At 61.4% G+C, this 23,033-nt stretch carries 25 protein-coding genes and 1 tRNA gene; 18 read left to right on the forward strand and 8 right to left on the reverse strand.

Annotation, left to right across the window (positions count from 1 at the left end; all coding sequences use genetic code 11):
* Nucleotides 1-182: 182 nt before the first annotated feature.
* The 3 genes from efeB to efeU are packed head-to-tail and all read right to left on the reverse strand — an operon-like array spanning nt 183 to nt 3,449.
* Nucleotides 183-1,433 carry an iron uptake transporter deferrochelatase/peroxidase subunit gene (gene efeB, locus CH302_RS08650; RefSeq protein WP_094649925.1) on the reverse strand — a complete coding sequence of 417 codons (1,251 nt, stop codon included), beginning with the start codon at nt 1,431-1,433 and terminating at the stop codon, nt 183-185.
* Entirely contained in the window at nt 1,414-2,553 is a 1,140-nt protein-coding gene (gene efeO, locus CH302_RS08655; protein ID WP_037192062.1) for an iron uptake system protein EfeO, read from the reverse strand. The genes efeB and efeO overlap by 20 nt, the downstream gene beginning before the upstream one ends.
* Nucleotides 2,554-2,567: 14 nt before the next feature.
* Nucleotides 2,568-3,449 carry an iron uptake transporter permease EfeU gene (gene efeU / locus CH302_RS08660; protein WP_037192064.1) on the reverse strand — a complete coding sequence of 294 codons (882 nt, stop codon included), beginning with the start codon at nt 3,447-3,449 and terminating at the stop codon, nt 2,568-2,570.
* A 177-nt stretch (nt 3,450-3,626) separates the two neighbouring features.
* Between efeU and CH302_RS08665 the strand changes: the two genes are divergently transcribed.
* The 7 genes from CH302_RS08665 (at nt 3,627) to CH302_RS08695 (ending at nt 9,626) form a co-directional block, all read left to right on the forward strand.
* Nucleotides 3,627-4,349, forward strand: a complete 723-nt coding sequence (locus CH302_RS08665; RefSeq protein ID WP_094649927.1) for a lytic transglycosylase domain-containing protein — start codon at nt 3,627-3,629, stop codon at nt 4,347-4,349.
* A gap of 88 nt (nt 4,350-4,437) precedes the next feature.
* The gene (eno, locus tag CH302_RS08670; protein ID WP_037192069.1) at nt 4,438-5,724 is read left to right on the forward strand and encodes a phosphopyruvate hydratase; all 1,287 of its coding nucleotides are present in this window, start codon (nt 4,438-4,440) and stop codon (nt 5,722-5,724) included.
* A 34-nt stretch (nt 5,725-5,758) separates the two neighbouring features.
* Nucleotides 5,759-6,472, forward strand: a complete 714-nt coding sequence (locus tag CH302_RS08675) for an FtsB family cell division protein (protein ID WP_230596311.1) — start codon at nt 5,759-5,761, stop codon at nt 6,470-6,472.
* The gene (locus tag CH302_RS08680; protein WP_032404265.1) at nt 6,469-6,999 is read left to right on the forward strand and encodes a DUF501 domain-containing protein; all 531 of its coding nucleotides are present in this window, start codon (nt 6,469-6,471) and stop codon (nt 6,997-6,999) included. The genes CH302_RS08675 and CH302_RS08680 overlap by 4 nt, the downstream gene beginning before the upstream one ends.
* On the forward strand, nt 6,996-7,940 hold the full coding sequence (locus CH302_RS08685; RefSeq protein WP_037192071.1) for a Ppx/GppA phosphatase family protein: 945 nt from the start codon (nt 6,996-6,998) through the stop codon (nt 7,938-7,940). Before CH302_RS08680 ends, CH302_RS08685 begins: the two co-directional genes overlap by 4 nt.
* 116 nt (nt 7,941-8,056) lie before the next feature.
* Nucleotides 8,057-9,508: a short-chain fatty acid transporter gene (locus tag CH302_RS08690; RefSeq protein WP_037192074.1), complete on the forward strand. Its 1,452-nt coding sequence runs from the start codon at nt 8,057-8,059 to the stop codon at nt 9,506-9,508.
* A gap of 44 nt (nt 9,509-9,552) precedes the next feature.
* Nucleotides 9,553-9,626: transfer RNA gene (locus CH302_RS08695), tRNA-Leu, on the forward strand.
* Between the two features lie 218 nt (nt 9,627-9,844).
* Here CH302_RS08695 and CH302_RS30845 read toward each other — a convergent pair.
* The 5 genes from CH302_RS30845 to CH302_RS08715 all read right to left on the reverse strand — a co-directional run bounded on the left by CH302_RS30845 (nt 9,845) and on the right by CH302_RS08715 (nt 15,807).
* Nucleotides 9,845-10,978 (reverse strand): DNA adenine methylase, encoded by a 1,134-nt coding sequence (locus CH302_RS30845; protein WP_141216611.1) that lies wholly within the window; start codon nt 10,976-10,978, stop codon nt 9,845-9,847.
* Between the two features lie 37 nt (nt 10,979-11,015).
* Entirely contained in the window at nt 11,016-12,398 is a 1,383-nt protein-coding gene (locus CH302_RS29565) for a hypothetical protein (protein WP_141216612.1), read from the reverse strand.
* 2 nt (nt 12,399-12,400) lie between these two features.
* On the reverse strand, nt 12,401-13,924 hold the full coding sequence (locus CH302_RS08705; RefSeq protein WP_082323717.1) for a DGQHR domain-containing protein: 1,524 nt from the start codon (nt 13,922-13,924) through the stop codon (nt 12,401-12,403).
* A 124-nt stretch (nt 13,925-14,048) separates the two neighbouring features.
* Nucleotides 14,049-15,146 (reverse strand): tyrosine-type recombinase/integrase, encoded by a 1,098-nt coding sequence (locus CH302_RS08710; RefSeq protein WP_230596312.1) that lies wholly within the window; start codon nt 15,144-15,146, stop codon nt 14,049-14,051.
* Between the two features lie 106 nt (nt 15,147-15,252).
* Nucleotides 15,253-15,807, reverse strand: a complete 555-nt coding sequence (locus tag CH302_RS08715) for a helix-turn-helix domain-containing protein (protein ID WP_255137724.1) — start codon at nt 15,805-15,807, stop codon at nt 15,253-15,255.
* Between the two features lie 221 nt (nt 15,808-16,028).
* Between CH302_RS08715 and CH302_RS08720 the strand changes: the two genes are divergently transcribed.
* The 11 genes from CH302_RS08720 (at nt 16,029) to CH302_RS29965 (ending at nt 22,910) form a co-directional block, all read left to right on the forward strand.
* Complete coding sequence (locus tag CH302_RS08720) at nt 16,029-16,226, forward strand: excisionase family DNA-binding protein (protein WP_032368532.1); 198 nt, start codon at nt 16,029-16,031, stop codon at nt 16,224-16,226.
* Nucleotides 16,227-17,399: 1,173 nt separating this feature from the next.
* Nucleotides 17,400-18,188 carry a ParA family protein gene (locus tag CH302_RS08725; protein ID WP_037192085.1) on the forward strand — a complete coding sequence of 263 codons (789 nt, stop codon included), beginning with the start codon at nt 17,400-17,402 and terminating at the stop codon, nt 18,186-18,188.
* On the forward strand, nt 18,188-18,538 hold the full coding sequence (locus CH302_RS08730; protein WP_037192087.1) for a hypothetical protein: 351 nt from the start codon (nt 18,188-18,190) through the stop codon (nt 18,536-18,538). The genes CH302_RS08725 and CH302_RS08730 overlap by 1 nt, the downstream gene beginning before the upstream one ends.
* Nucleotides 18,535-19,410 carry a DUF2637 domain-containing protein gene (locus tag CH302_RS08735; protein ID WP_052047773.1) on the forward strand — a complete coding sequence of 292 codons (876 nt, stop codon included), beginning with the start codon at nt 18,535-18,537 and terminating at the stop codon, nt 19,408-19,410. The genes CH302_RS08730 and CH302_RS08735 overlap by 4 nt, the downstream gene beginning before the upstream one ends.
* Before the next feature lie 442 nt (nt 19,411-19,852).
* Nucleotides 19,853-20,419, forward strand: coding sequence for a hypothetical protein (locus tag CH302_RS08740; protein ID WP_037192089.1), 567 nt, complete (start codon nt 19,853-19,855; stop codon nt 20,417-20,419).
* 175 nt (nt 20,420-20,594) lie between these two features.
* Nucleotides 20,595-20,900, forward strand: coding sequence for a hypothetical protein (locus CH302_RS08745; RefSeq protein WP_037192090.1), 306 nt, complete (start codon nt 20,595-20,597; stop codon nt 20,898-20,900).
* A 109-nt stretch (nt 20,901-21,009) separates the two neighbouring features.
* Nucleotides 21,010-21,543: a DnaB-like helicase N-terminal domain-containing protein gene (locus tag CH302_RS08750; protein WP_037192091.1), complete on the forward strand. Its 534-nt coding sequence runs from the start codon at nt 21,010-21,012 to the stop codon at nt 21,541-21,543.
* Nucleotides 21,540-21,818, forward strand: coding sequence for a hypothetical protein (locus CH302_RS08755; protein ID WP_037192092.1), 279 nt, complete (start codon nt 21,540-21,542; stop codon nt 21,816-21,818). Before CH302_RS08750 ends, CH302_RS08755 begins: the two co-directional genes overlap by 4 nt.
* A gap of 54 nt (nt 21,819-21,872) precedes the next feature.
* Nucleotides 21,873-22,208, forward strand: coding sequence for a hypothetical protein (locus tag CH302_RS08760; protein ID WP_037192093.1), 336 nt, complete (start codon nt 21,873-21,875; stop codon nt 22,206-22,208).
* A gap of 199 nt (nt 22,209-22,407) precedes the next feature.
* Entirely contained in the window at nt 22,408-22,746 is a 339-nt protein-coding gene (locus CH302_RS08765) for a hypothetical protein (protein ID WP_052047774.1), read from the forward strand.
* Complete coding sequence (locus CH302_RS29965; RefSeq protein ID WP_155292931.1) at nt 22,743-22,910, forward strand: hypothetical protein; 168 nt, start codon at nt 22,743-22,745, stop codon at nt 22,908-22,910. Before CH302_RS08765 ends, CH302_RS29965 begins: the two co-directional genes overlap by 4 nt.
* The last annotated feature ends 123 nt before the right edge of the window (nt 22,911-23,033 follow it).

Raw genomic sequence — 23,033 nt, forward strand, 5'->3', positions numbered from 1 at the left:
GCCGACCAGCAGTGCGACGCTGATCGCCGTCAGACAGGCCTTACGCATCGTTTCCCCCTCGCAGAATCACGTCGTCAGGTTAGACGCACCCGAGGTCGGATCGGTTCCACTTCGGTAGGAGACGTTCTCGTCGAGCGGCCTGGATGCGCCACGCACGCTGTCTGCTCGCATGAATGAACCATTCAAGCGAAGAGGGTAGACCCCCAGAACTCGGATTCCTCGACGCCGGGAGGGCAGGCGAAGACCGCCGATCCCACGTGTTGGATGTATTCGTTCAACGCGTCCTTGCGGGAGAGCGCCAGTTGCATCGGTACGAACTGGGTCAGTGGGTCGCGGCAGTAGGCGATGAAGAACAGGCCGGCGTCGAGGTGGCCGAAGCCGTCGGATCCGTCGGTGAAGTTGTATCCCCGACGCAGGATCTGGACGCCACCGAGGTTCTCCTTCGACGCCAGGCGCACGTGCGCGGTCTTGTCGATGAAGGTGCCCTCGGGGCCTTGAGATTCGAAGTCGAGTGCGTCGAATTCGTCCTTCTGGCCGAGTGGCGCGCCGGTTCCCTTGCTGCGCCCGATCACTCGCTCCTGTTCTTTCAAAGTCGTGCGGTCCCAGGATTCGATGAGCATGCGGATTCGACGCGCCACGAGGTAGGAGCCGCCGGCCATCCATTCCTGATCGTCGTCAGCAGAGACCCACACGTTGTCGTCGAGCAGAGTCGGGTCCTCGGCCTTGAGGTTCGCCGTTCCGTCTTTGAAGCCGAACAGGTTTCGCGGCGTTGCCTGGGTGGTCGAGGTGGACGAGGTTCGACCGAAACCGAGTTGCGACCACTTGACCGACACGGTGCCGAAGCCGACACGGGCGAGGTTGCGGATAGCGTGGACGGCAACCTGTGGGTCGTCGGCGCAGGCCTGGATGCACAGGTCTCCGCCGGAGCGTGCGGGATCGAGGTTGTCGGCAGGGAAGTGCTGTAGATCGGCAAGTGACGCAGGCCTTTTCGATGCCAGGTCGAAACGATCGAACAGGCTCGGCCCGAAACCGATGGTCAACGTCAGCGACGACGCCGTCAGACCGAGAGCTTCGCCCGTGTCGGTGGGCGGGTTGTACTGACCGCCGTCGACCGCGCCGCCGTCGAACGTCTCCTCACCCTTGGTGAGGCGTTCGGCCATCAGGGTCCACTTCTTCAGCAGCGCAACGAATTCGTCGCGAGAGTCGGTGGTGACGTCGAAGGCGACGAAGTGCATACGATCCTGCGCCGGGGTGACGATTCCGGCCTGATGGTCGCCACGGAATTCGACGACATCCGAGGTGGGCACCTCGGCACCGGAGGCCGTCGCATGTCCCGCGATTGCCCCGACTCCGACGAGCGCAGCACCGGTCCCGACGGCACCGAAGAGGCGCCGTCGGGAGAACTGCCCGGTCTTATTGTCCTGCAACGACACCCTGCACCTGGCTCACTTCGGCGGACAACGCATCGATCTTGTTCGAAAGTTCCTGGCGCTGAGGTTCGGTCACGGTGTCGTAGAAGACGAAGCCGTCGCCGCTGCGGTACTTGGCGAGTTCTGCGTCCAGTTCTTCGAAGCGCGCGTCGATGGCGGTGCCCAGTTCGGCGTTGCGCTCGTCGAGGATGGGTCGGACGGCGGCGATGGCGGCCTGCGAGCCGTCGACGTTGGCCTGGAAGTCCCACAGGTCGGTGTGCGAGAAGAAGTCTTCTTCGCCGCTGATCTTGGTCTTGGCGACCTCGTCGAGCAGTCCCTGTGCGCCGCCTGCCACCTGGATCGGGTCGATGGTGAAGTCGTCGGCCTTGATCTTGTCGGCGAGTTCGGTGATGTCGGCCTCGAGCTGATCGGCCATCGCGTTCGTGTCGGGCTGCAGACCCTGCGTCCACAGGTCCTTCTCGATGCGGTGGAATCCGGTCCACTCGGCTCCGGGCTCCACGTCGGGCTCACGCAGGTCGATGCGCGGGTCGAGGTCGTCCGGGAAGCTCTCGGCGACGGGCTCGATGCGCTCGTAGTAGCTACGCGCAATGGGGAATTGAGCCTTGGCCGCCTCGACGTCTCCGCTCTTGACGGCGGTGACGAACGACGTCGTGGTGTCCTGCAGTGCGTCGATCTGGCTGACGACGTAACGCTTGTAGCCGGCTGCTGCCTCGGCGAGGAGTCCGTCCTCGTCCGTGGTGCGCACCGAGTCGCCGGTGACGACGTAGTCGGCGCGGATACCGTCGCCCACCATGCCTGCCTTGCAGGCGGTTTGGTACGTGCCGGGGTCGGGCAGGGCGACGATGAGCTGACGCGTCAGGCCGGGTCCGATGTTCTCCACCTCACCCATGACGCGGTCACCCTCGCCGTAGACGTAGAACTCGGTGACCTTGCTGCCGTTGTTGGTGATCTGGAACGTCGAGTTTCCGGTGGTGCTCTCGGAGGCGCCGACGTCGCAGGTGGAGTCGGTCGCGGTGACGGTGATGTCGCCCGACGCGGCTTCGGTGGAGGACTTCTCGGTGCATCCGGCCAGAGCCATCGGCAGAACCGCAACGGCGGCCAGAGCGTAGGTGGTACGACGCATGGTGGTGGTGCCTTTCAGGAGGATTGCAGAGCAGGCTCGGGAGTCGCGGGAACGCGAACCGGGCGGAGGAAGAGGTAGAGGACGACCACGATGTAGAGCACCCACGCGATCGCTTGGAACACAGTGGGTTCGGGCCGGAAGTTGAAGATGCCTGCGAGCACGGTGCCGTACCAGCTCGAGGCGTCGAAGTGTGCGGTGATGTCGAAGGCGACGGCACCGCCGCCGGGCAGGATGCCGCCGATCTGCAGTGCGCGGATGCCGTAGGCGAGGATTCCGGCGGCGACCACGATGAGGAAGATGCCGGTGTACTTGAAGAACACCGCGAAGTTGATGCGGACGGCACCGAAGTACAGGAACACCGTCAGCACGGCAGCGACGACGATGCCGAGCAGCAGTCCGAGCAGTGGCCAGAGGCTGCCGTTGGTGTTCTCGGCGTAGCCGACCATGAGCAACGCGGTCTCGACGCCTTCGCGGCCGACGGCGAAGAACGCCAGCGCCAGTACTGCCGCGGGGCCGACGGTCAGCGCCTTCTCCATGTTCGCGCGCAACTCGCCGGAGATGTTCTTCGCGGCGGTGCGCATCCAGAGCACCATCGCCGTCACAATCACTACAGCAACGAGCGATGCGGCTCCGGCGATGATTTCGGCGGTCAGCCCGGTGACAGTGGACGTGCCGTAGTGGATCACGAAGAAGATGGCGGCCACCATGGCGACGGCAAGGCCGACTCCGAGCCAGACCCACTTGAGCGCGTCGCGGCGATCGGCCTTGACGAGGAACGCGACGAGGATCATCACGACGATGCCGGTCTCGAGCCCCTCGCGCAGGCCGATCAAGCCACTGCCGAACATCTGGGTGGCGATCGACGGCGCCGAACCAGCGGCGGCGAGAAGTGGCATGAATCAGGCTCCTGCGGTGCGTCGAACATTGGTACGCCTTCCCTCGCAAAGGGTAGGCGACCCTCATGCGTGAGGACTGACCAGAACATACACCCTGCAATCCATGCCGAATATGCGTTGACCAGGGGTTATCTCGGTCTTTAGCTTTCTATTACCTTGCGTGTGCAGGATGGAGTGGTGATCTCCCGTATCTGCGTGCTCGCCACAGCGTCGGTCCTTCTCGCGTTGACCGCGTGCGGTACCGGCGAGCCCGAGCGCGAGATTCCCGAAGGCATCCCGCCCGGGCCCGGCACCGAAGTGCCGGCCATCGACTTCAACGCGCCCGGGCGGACGGCCGATCTGTTGCTCGCCTGGGCCGAACCGCAAACCGACGCGCTCGGCATCTCGGTGACCGCGTTGGCGTCGTACGGGCACGCAGCGGCGATCATGACCGAGACGGATGCCGATTGCGGAATCGCGTGGACGACCCTCGCCGGCATCGGCTATATCGAGAGTCGACACGGCACGTACCAGGGTTCGTCGGTTCAGCCCGACGGTCTCGTAGCACCGCCGATTCGCGGAATCCCCCTCGACGGCGGACCGGGCGTCGCCGAGATTCCGGACACCGACGGCGGCGTCATGGACGGTGACACCGAGTTCGATCGGGCCATGGGCCCCATGCAGTTCATTCCCGAGACGTGGAAGAAATGGGGCGTCGACGCCAACGGCGATGGCGTCGCCGATCCCGACAACATCGACGACGCTGCGCTGACCGCGGCGCGATACCTGTGTGCGCGCGGCGGTGATCTGCGGACCGCGCAGGGCTGGGAGACGGCGTTGATGGCCTACAACCTGTCGGGTCAATACCTGCGGGATGTGCGCGATCGTGCGGCCGCGTACTCGGTGGGCACCAGGCCGTAGGACCTCCATGCATCGCGAGCAGTGCAGGGGAGCGGCTAGTCTTGCACCCGGCACAGTCCGTCGGTACCCGTTTATAGGAGAAGCATTCGTGGCCATCATTGAGCAGGTCGGAGCGCGCGAAATCCTCGATTCTCGTGGCAACCCCACGATCGAGGTCGAGGTCGCATTGGACGACGGGACGCTGAGTCGCGCCGCCGTTCCCTCCGGTGCATCCACCGGTGAGCACGAAGCTGTCGAGCTTCGTGACGGCGGAGACCGCTACGGCGGCAAGGGTGTCGAGAAGGCCGTCAATGCCGTGCTGGACGAGATCGCGCCGGCCGTCATCGGTCTGGACGCCATCGAGCAGCGCACCGTCGACCAGGCCCTGCTGGATCTGGACGGAACGCCCGACAAGTCTCGCCTCGGCGCGAACGCACTGCTCGGTGTCTCGCTCGCGGTCGCGAAGTCCGCTGCCGAGTCCACCGGACTCGAACTTTTCCGCTACCTCGGCGGCCCCAACGCGCACATCCTCCCTGTTCCGATGATGAACATCATCAACGGTGGCGCGCACGCAGACAGTGGCGTCGACGTGCAGGAATTCATGATCGCCCCCATCGGCGCACCCACCTTCAAGGAATCGCTGCGCTGGGGTGCGGAGGTCTACCACGCACTCAAGTCCGTGCTCAAGGCCAAGGGCCTGGGCACCGGCCTCGGCGACGAGGGCGGCTTCGCTCCCGACCTCGCAGGCACCAAGGCTGCTCTCGACCTCATCCTCGAGGCCATCGGCAAGACCGGCCTCAAGCCGGGGCAGGACGTTGCCCTCGCTCTCGACGTGGCGGCCACCGAGTTCTACACCGCAGGCACCGGCTACGCCTTCGAGCGTGAGACCAAGTCTGCTGAGCAGATGTCGGCGTTCTACGGCGAGCTCGTCGACGCCTACCCGCTGGTCTCCATCGAGGATCCGCTCGACGAGAACGACTGGGACGGCTGGGTTGCGCTCACCGAGGCCATCGGCGACAAGGTGCAGATCGTCGGCGACGATCTCTTTGTCACCAACCCCGAGCGTCTCGAAGACGGCATCGTCAAGGGTGCGGCCAACGCGCTGCTGGTCAAGGTCAACCAGATCGGCACGCTCACCGAGACCCTGGACGCCGTGGATCTGGCGCACCGCAACGGCTACAAGACGATGATGAGCCACCGGTCCGGCGAGACCGAGGACACCACCATCGCTGACCTGGCAGTTGCCGTCGGCAGCGGCCAGATCAAGACCGGTGCTCCGGCTCGAAGCGAGCGCGTTGCCAAGTACAACCAGTTGCTGCGTATCGAAGAAGCTCTGGGTGATGCGGCGCGTTACGCCGGCGAGTTGTCTTTCCCCCGGTTCAATTACGAGGGATAGCGAACAGGCACGTATGGCACGAAGTGGAGAGTGAATGATGGCACGGCGCGGCAGGTCAGGGACCAGTCCAGGTGGACGTGATCCCCGACCCCGCGGCCGGGCCTCCTCTTCGGGTCGGTCCAAGGCCGGGGGCGTCTCTCGCGACGAGAACGCCTCCGGTCGGCAGGCCACCCCGCCGGAAACCTCCGAGCAGGTGCGCGACGCGGTGGTCGGCGGCAAGGCTGCTCCTCGGCGCGTCGGTGTTCGTCGGCCCAAGATGCCCGAGCGGACGTTTTTCGGACTGTCCACCGGACGAGCCGTCATTCTCGGTGTTGTGGTGTGTGCGCTGGCGTTGACGCTGGCGGTGCCGCTGCGCACCTACTTCTCGCAACGCAGTGAGCTCGAATCCGTGCTGGCCGAGCGGCAGGCGTTGGAGAACGACGTGAGCCGCCTGCAGGTTCAGAAGTCTCAACTCGACGAGCCGTCCCGCATTGCGGCCGACGCTCGCGAACGTCTGCGGTTCGTCATGCCGGGGGAGACGCCGTATCAGGTGCAGTTGCCCGGCGACTACTCGCCGAGCTCCGAAGACCTCGCAGTGGACAAGACCCCGACGGGACCGTGGTACACGGAGTTGTGGAACACCGCGGTCCAGCCGCAGGGATCGGACGAGCCCGCGGAGCCGACCTCCGCACCGATGCCTCTCGTACAGCCAGAACCCGCACCGGCCGCGCCGCCGGTGCCAGAACCAGAAGGAGGACCGGTCGGGTGAATTCCTCGGCAGTCTCGCAGGAAGATCTCGATGCGGTCGCATCGCAGCTCGGACGTGAACCGCGTGGTGTACTCGAGATCGCATATCGATCTCCGGACGGCAGGCCGGGTGTGGTCAAAACCGCCCCGAAGCTGCCCGACGGCACGCCTTTTCCCACCTTGTTCTATCTGACGGATCCGCGGCTGACGGCCGAGGCCAGTCGGCAGGAATCGGCCGGCGTGATGCGGGAGATGACCGAACGTCTCGGTACCGATCCCGAATTGGCCGCGGCATACCTGCGCGCCCACCAGTCGTATCTGGCCGAGCGTGACGAGATCGAATCTCTCGGAACGGATTTCACCGGCGGCGGCATGCCCGATCGTGTGAAGTGCCTGCACGTGCTCATCGCGCATTCGTTGGCCAAGGGCCCCGGCGTCAACCCGCTGGGTGACGAGTCGGTGGCGTTGGCAGCCGAGAACTCGTTGCGCGGCAAGGCTATTCCGGCCGATTGGCCGACCATCGAAGAACTACGTGCGGAGAAATCATGACCAGGGTTGCAGCAATCGATTGCGGCACCAACTCGATCCGCCTGCTCGTCGCCGACAACAACGGTAAGTCCCTGGCGGACGTCGCTCGCGAGATGCGAGTGGTGCGGCTCGGGCAGGGCGTCGACGCGACCGGCGCATTCGTGCCCGAGGCGATCGAGCGCACCCGGGTGGCATTGGTGGAGTACGCGGAAATCATTCGCAAGACCGGGGCCACCGCGGTGCGGATGGTCGCGACGTCGGCTACTCGTGACGCGTCCAATCGGGAGGACTTCTTCTCGATGGTGCGCGAGGTACTCGGCAAAGTCATCCCCGGGGCCGAGGCCGAGGTGATCACCGGAGACGAAGAGGCTCGGTTGTCCTTCGCCGGCGCAGTCGGTGAACTCGACGCTGCCGCAGGGCCTTTCGTCGTTGTCGATCTGGGCGGCGGCTCCACCGAACTGGTGCTCGGCGATGCGAAGGGCGTGAAGTCTGCGTTCTCCGCCAACATCGGGTGTGTGCGGCTGACCGAGCGCTTCTTGCACAGCGACCCGCCCACCGTCGACGAGATCAACGGTGCGCGTGAGTACGCCCGCGAGAAGTTGGCGGAGGCGTTCGAGGAAGTGTCGATCGGCGACGCGTCGAGCTGGGTGGGTGTGGCCGGCACGATGACGACCATCGCGGCCATCGCCAAGGAACTACCCGAGTACGACGCCGACGCGGTGCACCTCTCGCGAGTGCCGTTTGATCAGCTCTTCGAGGTGTGCGAGCGACTGATCGGGATGACCCACACGCAGCGAAGCGCGCTGGGGCCCATGCATCCCGGTCGGGTCGATGTGATCGGCGGCGGTGCAATTGTCTGCAGCGTATTGGCCGAGGAGTTCGAGCGACGCGGTGCCGTCAGCTCGTTGACGGTCAGTGAGCACGACATTCTCGACGGAATCGCGATGTCGATCAAGATCTGATCTGCATTTCTGCAGATGCGGTCTGCGGTGATGTAGGTTGCATCGCTGCGTGATTCGGTGAAGCCTTACAGGCGCTGTGGCCCACGTCACGGCTCCCTTCGAGGTGAGGACCACCGATGACGTCACCCGCCGCGCAGATACCGGCCGACCAGGCGCCGGCCGAGAAAGGTTTGGCGCGCGTCGCGCAGATGCTCGCCAGGGGAACCGAGAAGTGGTTTCCCGACGCCTACATCTTCGCGCTTGTCGGTGTGGTGGTCGTTGCTGTCGCTGCCTTCGCCAACGGGTCGTCTCCGCAGAATGTGGTCGACGCGTTCGGTAACGGCTTCTGGGACCTGACTGCCTTCACGCTGCAGATGGCGATGGTCGTTCTCACCGGCTACGTCGTGGCTACATCTCCACCGGTCGCCAGATTGATCACCCGACTGGCGCAGGTGCCCAAGAGTTCCAGTAGCGCAGTCAGTTTCGTGGCGCTGCTGTCCTGCTCGGTCTCGTTCCTCAACTGGGGCCTGAGCCTGGTGTTCGCCGGTCTGCTGGCCCGAGCCATCGCGCGACGTGAAGATCTGCGGACGGACTACCGAGCACTCGGTGCTGCTGCGTTCATGGGACTCGGAGCCGTGTGGGCACTCGGTATGTCGTCCTCGGCCGCTCAGCTGCAGGCGACGGCCAGTTCGCTTCCGGCGACGCTGCTTTCGGTGACGGGTGTACTCGACTTCGGAACCACCATCTTCACGTGGCAGTCGTTGCTGATGTGCGTGATCATCATCGTGCTCACCGTGGCCATTGCGCACTTCTCGGCACCCAAGGGCGCGGCGATCAAAACGGCCGAAGACATGAACGTCAATTTGGACGACACCGTGACCGAGCCTGCTCCGCGCAGTCGACCAGGGGAGTGGCTCGAGTACAGCCGAATTCTTCCTCTCTTCGTGGGCGCGATGACGCTGGGATGGCTTGTCTCCCAGCTGTTGACGCTGCCGGTTCTGTCGGTGGTCAGCAGCCTCAACGGGTACTTGTTGGTGTTCCTGATGCTCGGGCTCGTGCTGCACGGCACCCCGCGGCGCTTCCTCGATTCGGTCAGCAAAGCGGTGCCCGCTACTGCCGGGATCCTGGTGCAGTTTCCGCTCTACGCCGCGATGGCGGCCATGCTCACCGAAGCGGAGGGCCGGGGAGGCATCACGATTTCCGAGCATCTGGCGACCTTCTTCACCGAGATCGGATCCGGTGGAGGCTTCGCGGTGGTCATCGCGATCTACACCGTCGTACTCGGCCTGTTCGTTCCCTCCGGTGGTGGCAAGTGGCTCGTCGAAGCGCCGTACGTGATGCAGTCGGCGACCGACGTGCAGATGAACCTCGGCTGGACCGTCCAGATCTACAACGTGGCCGAGGCTCTGCCGAACCTGATCAACCCGTTCTTCATGCTGCCCTTGCTGGCGGTTCTGGGGTTGCGAGCGCGAGATCTGATCGGATTCACGTTCCTGCAGTTCATCTTTCACTTCCCGGTGGTCCTACTGCTCGTGTGGCTCCTCGGGATGACCTTCGAGTTCGTGCCGCCGGTCATCCCGGCGCAGTAACAGACCGATATGATCGTCACCGCTGGACCGCGACTCCGGTGGTGGCCCCTATAGCCCAATTGGCAGAGGCAGCGGACTTAAAATCCGCACAGTGTCGGTTCGAGTCCGACTGGGGGCACTCTGTTTCAGCTGGTCAGAGCGTTACGTCGCTTTGATTATGGTTCGAACACGCACGTCGGTGTCACAGAATGTCACAACTCGATTTAACTGCCGCCGGTGGTGTGCATAGGGCGTGGGTTAGAAGTCGAACTTTGCCTCCGCCGACGTCTGAGATCCGCGGCTCGGTACGGTGAAGGTGCGCCCGGCAACACCGCTACCAACCAGGATTAGTCGGTCTCACCGTGGCTGAAGACACAGTACTGCTTCTTGCAGCCGGCGACGACCGCCTCGACCCCCGGCTTGTTTCGACCCGCCCATAGTGCTGTGTATTGAGTCAACGAGATCTACTTCTACCAGCCACTCCCTGCTAGCAATTTCCACTATTTCACGACCGCTTAGGCCGTTGCTGGCGGAAGCGTCGGGGAAGGTGATCATCACTGTGCATCCCGCAGACCTCAAGGCTGCTAGGAGCGCTGTGATTGCGGAATTTGACTGGCTACGCATACTGAACGCGGAGCTGGCACGCTCGGACCGCTGGGGTGCCCGGCCCGCCCCGCCGACGTCCGACCAGCCACCCTGAGATATGCCTTCCAGGACATGATAAAAGCGGCTGTACTGCGCGTCGGAGTACGGAGGGTCGCAGAAGACCAAATCGCCGGAGTTAAGTTGTGATGCGAACCCCGTCGCGTCAGCGACGAAGGCTGCACCTCTGCGCTTCGCCGAACGTCCTGACAGGTATTCAACTTCACGCTGGACTTCTAAGCCGACGTCTTTAGACCAGGCTGTCTTTATGAATGGCAATAGCTGTGGCGTGGGCTGAAACGGCTGCGCTGTGTGCCCGGGTGCGGCTGCGCACGAACTAGCCGTCCGCAGAAGTGCCGCCAAACCTACAGCTCTCTCCGACTTCTCCTCTGGGAGCGTTTGGTATAGAGAATCAAGGAAGTATGCCTGTTGCGAAGAAAAGTAATGTCCGCCGTACTGCGCGGTGATGAAAAAGTTCTGGGGGGCTGCCGCGGATTTCTTGCGCGATCGCAAAACTGTAGTCCTGCCGAGCCTATGGATGGGTTCAGCTAGTTGCCTGTAGTGCTCGTCCCCGTTGATTGCTTCTAGGGTAGATTTTACCCAGTCCGTAACAACCTGTCGGTCGCTGATCGGTTCGGTTCGGGTTATGACCGATTCCGATAAAACTTTAGAGTAATGCTGAAGGTCGACACTCCATACAGGCACGGCAGAAGATTCGGCAACGAAATGACTGACTGATGCCGATCCAGTGAACAGATCTACAAAACGCTCCTTGGGATCGAGCATAGCGAGGATCCTGTTCCCTAGCGGACCCCTTAATAAGGCTGCTTTGCTTCCCATATATTTCATATCGGACGCGCGTTCAAAGATGATTTGCGACCGTGCATCAAAAACTCCAAGCTACGACGCGTTCTGGCTGGCTTAGGGTGACAGTCATCTCTCCGAGCTCTTTCAGCATCGAGTAACGGTCCACAGTCTTCAGATCGTCGGCAATCTCAGCTGCGAGTTCGGAATCTGCCCACAAATCGAGACTATCTTCGGGGGGGTCTGACGATGGCCAAAGACCTCTAATCTCGCCGAGGGACTTGATCCACGGATGGATTTTTGTTTTGGAGATTCCGGATTCCTCAACCAACCTGCTAGCTGAGCCAGTTGCCAGTCTGAGGAGCATCGTTGCCCTCAGGAGCATTTGTTCAGCTTGGTCGGTAATAGTCGGCTTGGTGGGATTGGTCGAAAATATGGTGTCGAAGGGCCCGGCATTCGTACCGGACCTAGTTGGTTCACTTACCAGATCCTTGTACAGTGCCGACGCTGTGACGTTCCCTGGTGCAACTGAAGCAAGCCAAGTTTCCCAATTTGCCCAGTCGATAGCGTCTGTTACTGAATCCTTATTAAGTCCGCCGTAGGATTTGACGAGAACCTGACGGAGAAGAGCACCGTCGAGGGTAGGGAATCCTCCAAGAACGTCCGGCTCAAGGGAGCGCCAGAAATTTGCCACCATTTTGGCAATCCGGAGCGGTGGTCCGTCATCGTTGTGGAGTCTTGTTGGGAGGTAAGTAGCAGAATTGCGACGCTCGCGATCCTCGGCGAACGTCGCAAGATCGAACGAAAGGTCACGGAGCAGGTCTGATATTGCGGGCTGGATCCCCGAAATTCCCGCGCTCGCCACCCAGTTTTTTAAGTTAGTGTTCGCTGGTTTTAGAATTTCGCCAAGAAGATCTTGAGCTCGTTTGCTTTGACTCCATGAATCGAGGAACTTCCAAGCAGCTTGGTGTGTCGTGTCTTGATCGATAACAAGCACTTCTGATGAACGATTCACGATGGCGTTTACGCCATCTCCAATATAGATTCCCTCCGAACAAAGAAGGGAGAAAGCGGCACGCAATTCGGCATAATAAATGAAATGTATTGCGGAATGCTCATCGCCGCGCAGTAAGGCGTTTATGCCGTGCCCGAGATAACTCCATCCATCTCCACAATGCACAAACGTACTGGCGGCTAGTAAATCGGCGAACTGTGTTTCGGGTACCTGGTGGGTGACCACGAGGCCCAGCGTGTCAAGTTTTTTACTTGACAGAGATTTTGCCGTCGCGATTGCGGTCTTCAGCTGCGGTGATGCAGTTCCCTGAAACGGGTTCGTCGCCGGAAGCCAGGTCGAATCGGCCGTAAGTGACGTTCGAGAGAGCGCTTTTACAATCTGCGATCGATCGGCCGAATTTAGCAGGGCGGCTTTTTTTGCGACAAGTGGTATCGCCGGTTGCCTAGCCATATCTAGACGGTCACTAACGTAGCAGTTCGACTCACTATTTCGATTTCTGATTGACGAAGATGCTCAAGCAGACTTCTTCGGATCTCTTTATATCCACCACTGCCACGCATGGCTGCTTTCGATCTGCGTGCGTCCTCAGGAAGGTGTGGTGTGCCGCTTGTCCTCCAGTCATAGGACGCTAGGCTTTCGCATAGGCTCTTGAGAAAATCGTACACCGGCTGCTCTTCCAGTGTCCGCGCCATGGATTCAATGTTCTCAGGTGTCACTTCGGCAAAGTCAGAATCATCGTGCCACTCGGATAGCCTCAATTCGAGGTGTCGTGCATAGCATAGATCATTGAGCACATATTGATAGCCGCGCACGCCTTGATCCGTCGCAAGTAGACTGTACGTGCTAGTAAACGCTGGCTCTCTGTAGATTGTATGGGCCAGACCTGGAATGTCCAGTTCGGCAGACTCCTGGCGTAAGTTCTCCGCCCAGACGTCCTGCGACCGGGCTACTGAATCGGCCAGAAGCCTCCACGCAGTGACGAGAAATGCACCTTGCTGTATGCGCGACCATGTCAGTCCGTCACTACCGCCCGGAGTCCCGCCGAACAATCCACCAATTCCTTTGATCGGAGTCCAGCTTTTGACCAAACTAGCTACTAGACTTCTAATAAACGCTGCTTGGGTTACCGGTCCGTTTTCCTTCCGAGTGCCCCCTAGCATATTAATTCTCCTATGCCAGGGATTGTCGGGAGTCGACCATAGAACCTCGGTTAGTTCTTGAGCCCTACTTTCTTTATAGACCGTAACGCTTTCGCCACTGTCTAGCCATTCCTGTTCTCGAAGTAACGGATACAGGTCGAATGCGAGCGACGGGTTGATTTTCTTTGGTTTGATATTGATTGTCCAAAACAAATATGCTTGCCAGGCGAGTGCTAATCCGTTGAAAGCTACGACTGGAAGCTCGTAGTCTTCGGCTTCTTCGTCGCCTTCTTCGAAAGCGAAGAGGCGGTGTTGACCGTCGATTATCTCTATTGGAGGTATAGCGTCATCCAAGAGGCTGGGTTCGGGGACGTTGAGAAACGAGAATTTTTCGGACTGGTCCTCGATCGAGATCGCAGCGTCCTTGGCCAGTATAACCCCTCCCCGTTCGTCGCCTGGTCGGAGTATGTTCACTACGACTGCAGTCGGGAGCCAACCGGGTTTTCGTAGCTTATGGTTCTCGGGATCTGAGCGTTTTACGTCGCCCAATGTCGACCATGGGTAGCCTCCGACTACATAGTGGCTAATCTCCGCGCTTCGTTCTTTGTCGTGCCGGCGCTGGATGCCAGTGTCCTGACTACGCGGCGTTCCCGAGGACGCGGACCGGGTGTAGATGCCGACGAGGGCACGGAGTTGCGAGGCTCGAAGCGAAAAGAGGTAGAAAAACTCGGAGGGTTTCGCGTGATTCTCTTCGTCGTAATTGAGATCGTTCCATGCGTCCAGCCACTGATGTACCCGGAGCGCGGGAATAGCACCTGTCGGCGGGTTGACGTTCATCGAGACTCCAAGTGGTTGGGTAGTTTGGACAGCCTACCGGCAGAGGTGGGTCGGCGGACGGCTGCGTCGATCCGGGCGTTTCCTCCAGATTGTCCGGATGTCTCGCTAAGCCTGCATAGGCTCCCTAGCTGTTGGTCCCTGTGAAGCTCTTGGCCGCGTCCAAGAGCGCATCCTCTTGAGAGTGCGTGTAGACACTCAACGTGAAGGCCGCCGAAGCGTGTCCCAGCCATGCGGCGATCACCGCTATCGGGATCCCCTGCAGGTGCATGAGCGTCGCGCAGGTGTGTCGAGCGTCGTGCAAACGCACGTGCTTGAGCTGTGCGGATTCGAGGATCTTCTTCCATCGGAAGGTCAGCAGATTCGGGTGGACGGCCTGCCCGCTGGGGAGCCGTACTACATACTCAGATTCCTGGTAGTGCTCACCCAGGCTCAACTTGTCCCTGGCCTGCTGCGCTCGTGCCGCCCGTAGCGCTGCCTCGAGTGGTTTGGAGATGGGAAGCGTCCGTCGAGACTTCTTTGTCTTTGGCGGACCTTCGATAATGTCGCTGCCAACCGCGATGCGGGTGTTGGCGACTTTTAGTTTTGCTTTGTCGAGGTCGACGTCCTCCCAACGGAGGCCGGCGATTTCGCCTCGCCGCATCCCGTGCATCGCCAGCTGCCAGGCATGCTGCATGGGCTCCCGAGCCACGTGCGCGAGCAACTTGTCGACCTCCAGTTTGGAGAGTGTCTGCATCTCGGTGGCCTCGGCGGGAAGCCGATCGACCATCGCACCGACGTTCCGAATTACATTGCCCTGCTTCATCTGGTCTTGGAGGATCGCTGTGATCAGGCCCAGCATGTAGTTCACGGTCCTCGCCGACCATGGTTTCCGCGGTCGTCCCTGCTTTGTCGGAAGTCCTCCGTTGCGGAGGTTTCTCACCAAGGACTCGACGTTGGGCTTCGTGAGCTTCTGAACCGGAATATGCCCGAGCTCGGAGATCACAGGCTGCAAATTTGTTCGGTGGCCATGGAGGGAGGACGGCTTCAAAGAGTGTTTAGACTCGAGCCAATAGTTGACGGCCATCTCGACTGTCAACTGCGAGGTGTGAACGTAGAGGCCGTTATTCACCGAGTTGAGCGTCTCCGCAAGTGCGCTTCGGGCTGCTTGCTCGGTCGAGTATCGACGGCGACTCTGCGTCCGGCGGGTCACCGTTTGCGGTACGCCGGCCGCGTCCACCTTCACGGTCGTCTTGCTGCCGGTGTCTACCGTGACTTCGTAGCGTGTGAGTTGTCGGCCGGACTTTCGGTCCCGCACGGAAATTTTTCGGATCTGTGGAGGTAGTTGTTGCCTAGCCATCGGACACCTCATCACCGACGTTCATGTCGAGCTCGGTCATCTGACGAAACAGTTCCTCGGAGCGTCGTCTCGCGTCCTCATACATGAACTTCATCGCCTCGACGTGCTCCACCGAGTCTTGTTTGGAGAGGCCGTTGCGCATCTGAACGCGTGCGCGCCGCATCGCCTGCAACGCATGTAGCCACTCGCGTGCAATGCCCACCCGATCGTTCTTGGGATCGAACTGCTCGCGGACCCACACGTCCATAGGTTCTTGGTCCCCACGTTCCGACCAGTCGGTCGAAGGCTTCATCAACCCCGCTTCACCGCTGAACCATTGCAGTGCATCGTGGGACTCCTGTTCGAGCCCTGGGAGTACCTCTACTTTGCCTTTGGGGAGATCAGGAAAAACCAGTTGGGCCGGCGAAACACCGAGGGCTGCGGCGAGAACCAGAAGCTCCGGTACGTCGATGCTCTTCTTGCGCCCTGTCTCCAGATCAGCGACCACCGACCGCGAGATCCCATGTCCCATCTCTTCGGTGCGATCCGCAAGCTTCGCCGCTGACATTGCCGAGTGGTCCTTGCCTCGAAGCCGCCGGACTTCACCGGCGACGCGGGCCACTAGCTGTTCAGCCCAAGACTGTGTCATAAGCACGCAGTCTAGCCGATTTCGCGGAAGTGTTGTGGCAACGCTACTGAATTGCTACGTTGTGGTGGAACCACATGGACGGGACTCGATCGAGTACGCGATTGTGGCTAAATCACACAAAAATGCGGAAAGGAAGCACCATGTCTCGACGGTTGTATTCGGTCCAGGAAGCGATGGCACGAACGGGTCTCGGACGCTCCAACCTGTTCAACAAGCTTGCGGCCGGTGAGATTCGCAGCGTCAAGGTCGGTAAGCGCCGACTGATTCCCGACACGGCCATTGACGAATACATCGTCGGACTGGAGGAGGCGGCACGCGTGAGCTCGGGCGTTGCCTGACATGCCTCTCACCGCGGACCCCTACGAACTAGAGACGCCCCCGGCGAGTTCCGGTGTTACGAGCACCGGTGCCGAGGGCGTCCTCGAAATCCCCACCTTGCAGGAAGGAGCTTCGCCCTCGGATACTAATCGGTCCTGACGCGCCTCACAAGGCGTTTTGCCGCACTCATGTCCTCGCTCTGTTGCGAGATGTTGTCGACGTAAAGCGGGGATGAGTGGAGGCTGGATTCACCCATGTGTCGGTGAATCCATCTGCGTACGAACTGTTTACAGGATTGTCTGCGTCACGCCGTGCCCCTGCGTGGGTCCCGTGTGCCGTTGAAGTCTGCCCTCAGTCGCTGTCGCAGCGTCGTTTTCTGGCAGAGCCCGACGTAACACCAGCCTGCCGCCGGCCTGTGCACCCTTTGTAAATCCTCGGAGACCGGCCCCGAGGCACCACCAGCTCGACTGATCATCGAGCGGGTGGCGATACCGATTAGCCGCGCGCCCACCGAGGCGCGGGGCTATCGGGCGTGGAGCGGACAACGTGGGTGCGGAAATTGGCTCAGGGGCCATGGGGGGTCCGGAGGAAATGAACGAAGTCCCTTGTCTTTCATCCGTCACCACTATGGAGGTACCAGTTGAGCTCTCGACCCATCTGCAATGCTGACACCAACGAGTTGCCTTTCATGGCTAACCATCTTTCGGACCTCGATCGCTCAGTCCGTGCCGCTCTCTTGCTCTCGTCCGTTGTGCACGTCGATTCCCCGAAGATCAGACCAGAGCAACACATTTGGCTGCTCGGACGCCAGCACAGAAGTTCGCCGGTGCAGGCCGATCCCGCTAGCGGTGCGGCGGCGGAATTCTCCGCGACTGCCGTACCTGAATTACCCGCAAAGAGTGCCTCAGATGACTTGCCGGCGACGGGCGTTATACATCCTGCGGTGGTTACACCTCCATTACCCACAGAGGATGCGAGTCGCGCTTGGGATGTGTTGGAAGTAAATGCTTCTCATGCCCCTATGGCGCGCCTTTCGCCTATGGCACGCGAATCACGCCTCGAGCCCCGTACCTGCAATACATCCAACCCTTCTACAGGGTGCGACTCATCCTTCGGTTCCAAGGCGTGCATGACATCCCATTCCCGCTGTACCGCCAGTTCGTCCCATTCATCCATGGAAAGTGAGACCCACCATGCCCGCTGACATCTTTGCGTTCTGCAATCAGAAGGGCGGAGTGGGCAAGACCACCACCGTCTTTCACCTCGCCTACGCCGTTGCCCAAGCGGGGAAGCGAGCACTCGTTATCGACGTGGATCCGCAAGGCAACGCCAGCACTGTCCTGACCAGAACCGAGCTAGAGAGCGACGATGTCGGTGTTGCCGACGTACTTGCCGAGTCGTCGAACGCGACCATCGCCGATGCTGTCGTCCCCACCATCTGGCCTGGCGTAGACCTGGTACCCACGTCGCCGGGAAACGAGTCCCTGGCCTATGTCCGCGATCAATTGGTCGTTGCCGGTGCCGGCCGAGAACGGCGGCTTCGCGACGCAATCGACGCCGTACGAGGCGTGTACGACGTGATCCTCATCGATTGCCCACCTAGCCTCGATCTGCTGACTATCAACGCCCTTGTTGCAGCGCGTGCCGCCGTCGTCGTGACTCAGTCCGCGCTGTTCTCAGCCAATGGACTCGCGCGATTGCTGCGCACCATCGATGCAGTCAAGCGCAGCTACAACCCGGACCTCGCCATGCTCGGTGCGATCGTCAACCTTCACGAGATCGCGACGATCAGCGGTCGAGAACAATTGATCGAGATCGCCGCGAGCATCAACATCCTCGGTGACGCCGTTCCCAAGCGGGTTGTCATCAAAGACTCGATGGAGGCCCAAACCAGCCTGGTCGACTGGGGGACAACGCAATCTCGCAGCCTGTCGACGATCTATCGCGACACTCTTGCGCTGCTCACGAAGGGACACCTGTGATGGCCCGGCCCGAACGCATGAAGAGCGCACTCGCCGGATCGAGCCCGGTCGATCCGCCGGAGAACTCGCGGCAGCCCCACGACTCTGTTTCGTCGGCCGAGACCGGTGCGCAACCGTCACCGGACAACGCAAAACAGAAGCGTTCGTACTACCTCTACCAGTCCACCGTCGACGATCTTCTCAACGCAGCCGAAGCGTTGTCCGCAACGCCCGGCGCGCCGCGGGGCCCGTCGGATCTCGTCAATGCGGCAATCGAAGACTACTTAGAGTTGTTGCGCAACAGATTCAACGACGGTGTGCCGTTTCCGCAACGAACGGGCCCTCTCGCACGAGGACCGAGAATCCGATGAGCCGATCGCACTCCACAGCTACCCCGTTGACAACGAAGCCGTCAGACGTCGTTGCGCTTCATCCAGCGATCTTGCAGTGGGCCCTCGCAACGGCCGTTGCGCTGACAGTAGGCATTGCCGGGGCGTCCTTCTGGCTCAGTTTCGCTGTGTTGCGTGATCTCGCGGTGATGGCTGGGATAGGTCCCGGCGAGGCGTGGGTGATTCCAGTGGTGTTGGACGGTGCAATTGTCTCGACAACAGTGACAGCTATTGCGCTGTCGAATCACACGGACAACCGCACGATCAACGGCCGTCGCTTCGTCGTCACGATCTTGCGTGTTGCCGCATCGGCGTCGATTGCGGGTAACTCGTACCACGCAGTGTTGAGTGCGGCCTTGCTTCCGGCCGTAGTCTCGGCGGGTATTGCCACCATTGCACCTATTGCGCTCCTCGCGATGACCGAAGTGCTGGCCGTCATACTTCGTGCGCCCCGCGGAGCCGTCAGAGTGGAATTCGCTCCAAGTGCTGCCACAGAGGAGCCGGACTGGGCAGACACCGAGGTCAGCCAAGAAGGCCCCAGCCCGAGCCGGGATGATTCAGAGGGCGAAGACGGCACTCGGGGAGAACACGTCGAGACGGCGGACTCGCCTCGACTGCAAGTAGACGACCTAACGCCGGAAGTTGCGGAAACAGCGCGGCTCCGACACGCCCACCGCGAATGGTCGTGGGCACGAATCGGTAGAGAAACGGACGGCTCCGTTGCATCGACCGCGATGCGCCGATATCGGAAGTGGGAAGAAGTCACCGCAGGGATCGTCGATGGCCACGAGGACGGGCAATCCAAGTTTGATGACAAGCTAGCCACCGAGCGTGACCGCATGTCCGCAGGATAGAAGTGCTACCGCGACATCGAGCCTGGTTGCTTTCCGTCGCTCCCGCGCAATCACCCCAGGCTGTTGATGGCTGTGAGGTGGTCGCGCCCGGTTGGCTCAGTCTGCGTCGAGGTGCGCGCTGCCCTGGGACCACCTCCGGCGGTCTCCGGATTTGAGCTCCGCTGCGCTCCGCACAGCAGAAAGAACAATTTCCTTCGCACATCTGGCTCCGATCGAGCATGCAACACCCTGACCCGTCTTACCCATCCCTGACTCCGCGTTGCTCCGGCCCGATGGGCTCCGAAAACTTTTCAAAGCGCCTGCGGCTGAAAACTTTCCGGATCAGGGCCAGGACGCCGGTCCAGTGCGCCGCCTTCTCTCCTTCGAGCCAGATGACGGCGAAAGAAATTGGCAGAGCGAAAGGGCCGGGGGAGCCGGTTCCGCAACAGAAAGAGAGCCCGACATGCCGCAGAATACTTCCAGCACAGGACGACGGACCACGGCCGCACACAACGCCCGGACCACCGGAATCGTCACCCACACAACCGTTCTGGTCTCCGGACCCCAACAGGCCACTATCACCGCTACCGCCGCAGCCACCGACGAAGCGCAGATGATCGTCGCACTAGGTCACGTCATGATGACCTTCCGCAGCGCCGAAACAGTATCCGCAGTCATCACCGGATTTGCCACCGTCCGGGCCGCACTCGCCGGAGCCGATGGACAAGCCCCTCACCCCGCGCAACCAGGCGCAGAATTCGGGGCCGCCGCGATCTCTGTCCTGTGGCTCGATAGCCCCGAACACACCGCAGTGCCGCATCACCGCTACAGCTCCGAACAACGCCGCACCATCCACTGGGTAGACCTGCACATGGGACCTGTCACCTGGCGCATCACCGACCGCATCGGGTACGACACCCTGATGGCCGAACTCCGACGCGTTCACCGCGCTGCCGTCGGAGTATTTCTCGACGGCAGCCGCTACCGCCGCGACCCCGCCAAACTCCTCGATGTCTTCGACGACGTCTAGTACCACACGTTCGGCCCCAACCCCGGGGCCGAACGTCGTTTATCCACAGGCTGACTCGACACCACAGTTATCCACACCCTCGCCTGATCTGTCTCCGCAGCGAACGCTTTGTTATGGACCTCGTGTGACGCTCGATTAGAAGCAGCTGGCCGGCACGAGCGACAAGGAACCAACGATGATCACCTGGACCGTCACCACACACCCTGAGGACAACCCCGAAATTCTGACCGCAACCGGAGCAGAGCCCAATCTCGAATGCGCGAAACTGGCCGCCGCCGATGCCGTCCGTATCGCCCTCCTCGACGCACGCGAGCACGCATCGTCCGACAACGGAACCCCGCCGTCCTACCTCGTCACACTCGACGGAACCTGTGCCCTCATCATCGGACTCGGAAGCTGCAGGCCCGAGAACTACAACGCCGTCCTCGACAGCCTCAAGCAGTTCGACGGCACCGCACCACCGAACCTTCTCTACATCTGACCCACACCTCCGCAATGACTACGAACGCGGCATAACCAAGCAAAGCGCAACCGGAGTACCGAAGCCAGTTCTCCCGCAACAGACCCGCACATAGAAACGAGGCGAACAGATGACCCCGTTGAGAGCAGCCGAACCCACCGACGACGATCACGCTGATCTGACGGACCATCCGGAGACGGCACCGGAAGCACTGGTCATCTGCGCACTGATGTGGTTGCAGGACACCAACGAGGCCGCCCGCATTGCAGCGTCATTGCAGGCCAACGATTTCCACGATCCCGTTTATCGCGAGCTGTACGGCATCATGCAGGGGCTGATCATCGACAACCTCCCACACGACCCCGCGAGTGTTCTGGGCGTTCTTGTCCGGTCAGGTGCCAGTGGACACCGCGGTGCACGGCTGCGTCGAACACTGACCGACGTCACCGCAGCGAACGCATGCGGAGCATCGGCAACCGACTACGCCGGCATGGTCCTGTCGGAAAGTTACCGACGTAGCTTCTTCGACGCAGGGATCAGAATTCAGCAGATCGCCGAGGAAGCGCCGGAAGACTTTCTGTTCGACCAGCTCGTCGAAATTGGAAGGGCGCAACGTGAAGCGACGAACCGCCTGAACGCCTTCCGCAGCGGTAGCACACTGTGACGGCGCGGGGAGAGGCAGAGTCGGGCGATGTGCGGCGTCGAGCTGCCCTCGCTTCTGTCCGGTTGGCCGCCGCAGATGTCGCGCGTCTCGATACGGACGAAGTCGAGGACCTCGCTGTCGGTCGTGAGATCCATGATGCTCTGTCCGACGGCAACACGCTCAGTGAGGTTGCGCGGTCCATCGGGTACACCGAGGCCGTCGCCTCAGACCTTCTGGGCAAGTTCCGAGAGCTCCGCGAGAGTCTCGCGGCGCGCAACCAAATTCCCCTGTTCTGAGCAACATTCAACGCACACCTCGCATTGCCGCCATGACCCGAAAAGGCCAACACCATGAACTTCACCCGTATCGACACCGACCGAGGGACCCTCTACGGGCCGTCCTTCGCCGGGACGCTGACGCACTTTTTCGGACAGAACCAGCACGTCGAATGGGAATGCCACCAGCTGACCGCCGGATACTCCGGTGGGCGATGCACAGTGTCGACTGCAATCCGAGTGCATTACCGCGGACAGTGGATTGTCGCAGCCAGGTCCTTCGGCTCCCGGACCGTCGACGCGATCCCCGAGTGCGCAATGCGCTTCGGATCGAGTTTCGCTACCGCACCGTTCGATGCACCCAAGTTGCCTCGCTGGGTGTATGAGTGGGCGTATGACCTGCTGGTCTGAATTCACGGTGTAGATCGACCGGTACAGATCGAAAGCGAACTTGCTCCCGCGCGACGGCATTGACGCGGAGCGCTTCCGTGCACTGAGCGACGTTCGGCCCACGTCACGAGCCCGCCACGTGACGACACTTCGACGAGTTGTTAGAAGGTGCTGCGCAGCGCGCCGCACTCCGACCCACCACACGAAAGGAACCCGGCCCGTGCCAGCACAAGCCTGGATCACCCTCATAGTCGGCGTCTTCGCCGTCGTCGGCGTCGCCGGAACCGTCAACCAACGCACCCGAGCGGACAACCGCTCCCAATCCTGGCAACGAATCACCTGGTGCCTCGAACGCACCGTCAGCGACAACCCTGACGAAGTTGCGCTCGGCTGGACAGTGTTCGGCACCGTTGCCGCAACTCCCTTCATCGCCAAGACCGACCGTCGCACACTTCGAGCAATTGCCGACCGAGATATTGCGCCCAGCAGCGACGACCTAGCGGAAACCGACGACAACAGCGACAATGGACCTACAACACCCCGCGAGGAGCGCCCATGACCACCACCGAACCACGCCGGGCCTGGACTCCCGAGCAACGCCGGAGGGTCCGCGCGGCAGCCGCAGGAGCCTCGATCAAGCTCCGCGAGTACGACAACGATCCGGTTCCGCAGTGGCTACGCGACGTTGCCGCAGGCAAAGACATTAGGCCGCCGACTGACTGACCACCCCACCAACCCGACAACGGCCCGCCCCAACCAAGGGACGGGCCTTTGTCGTGTCGCGCACGTCGGGAATCGATGCCGTCGACTATGCAGAACGAGTTGCCGCCATGCGGGCGGCAGGCA

The organism is Rhodococcus sp. 15-2388-1-1a (assembly GCF_002259145.1).
Taxonomy (GTDB): domain Bacteria; phylum Actinomycetota; class Actinomycetes; order Mycobacteriales; family Mycobacteriaceae; genus Rhodococcoides.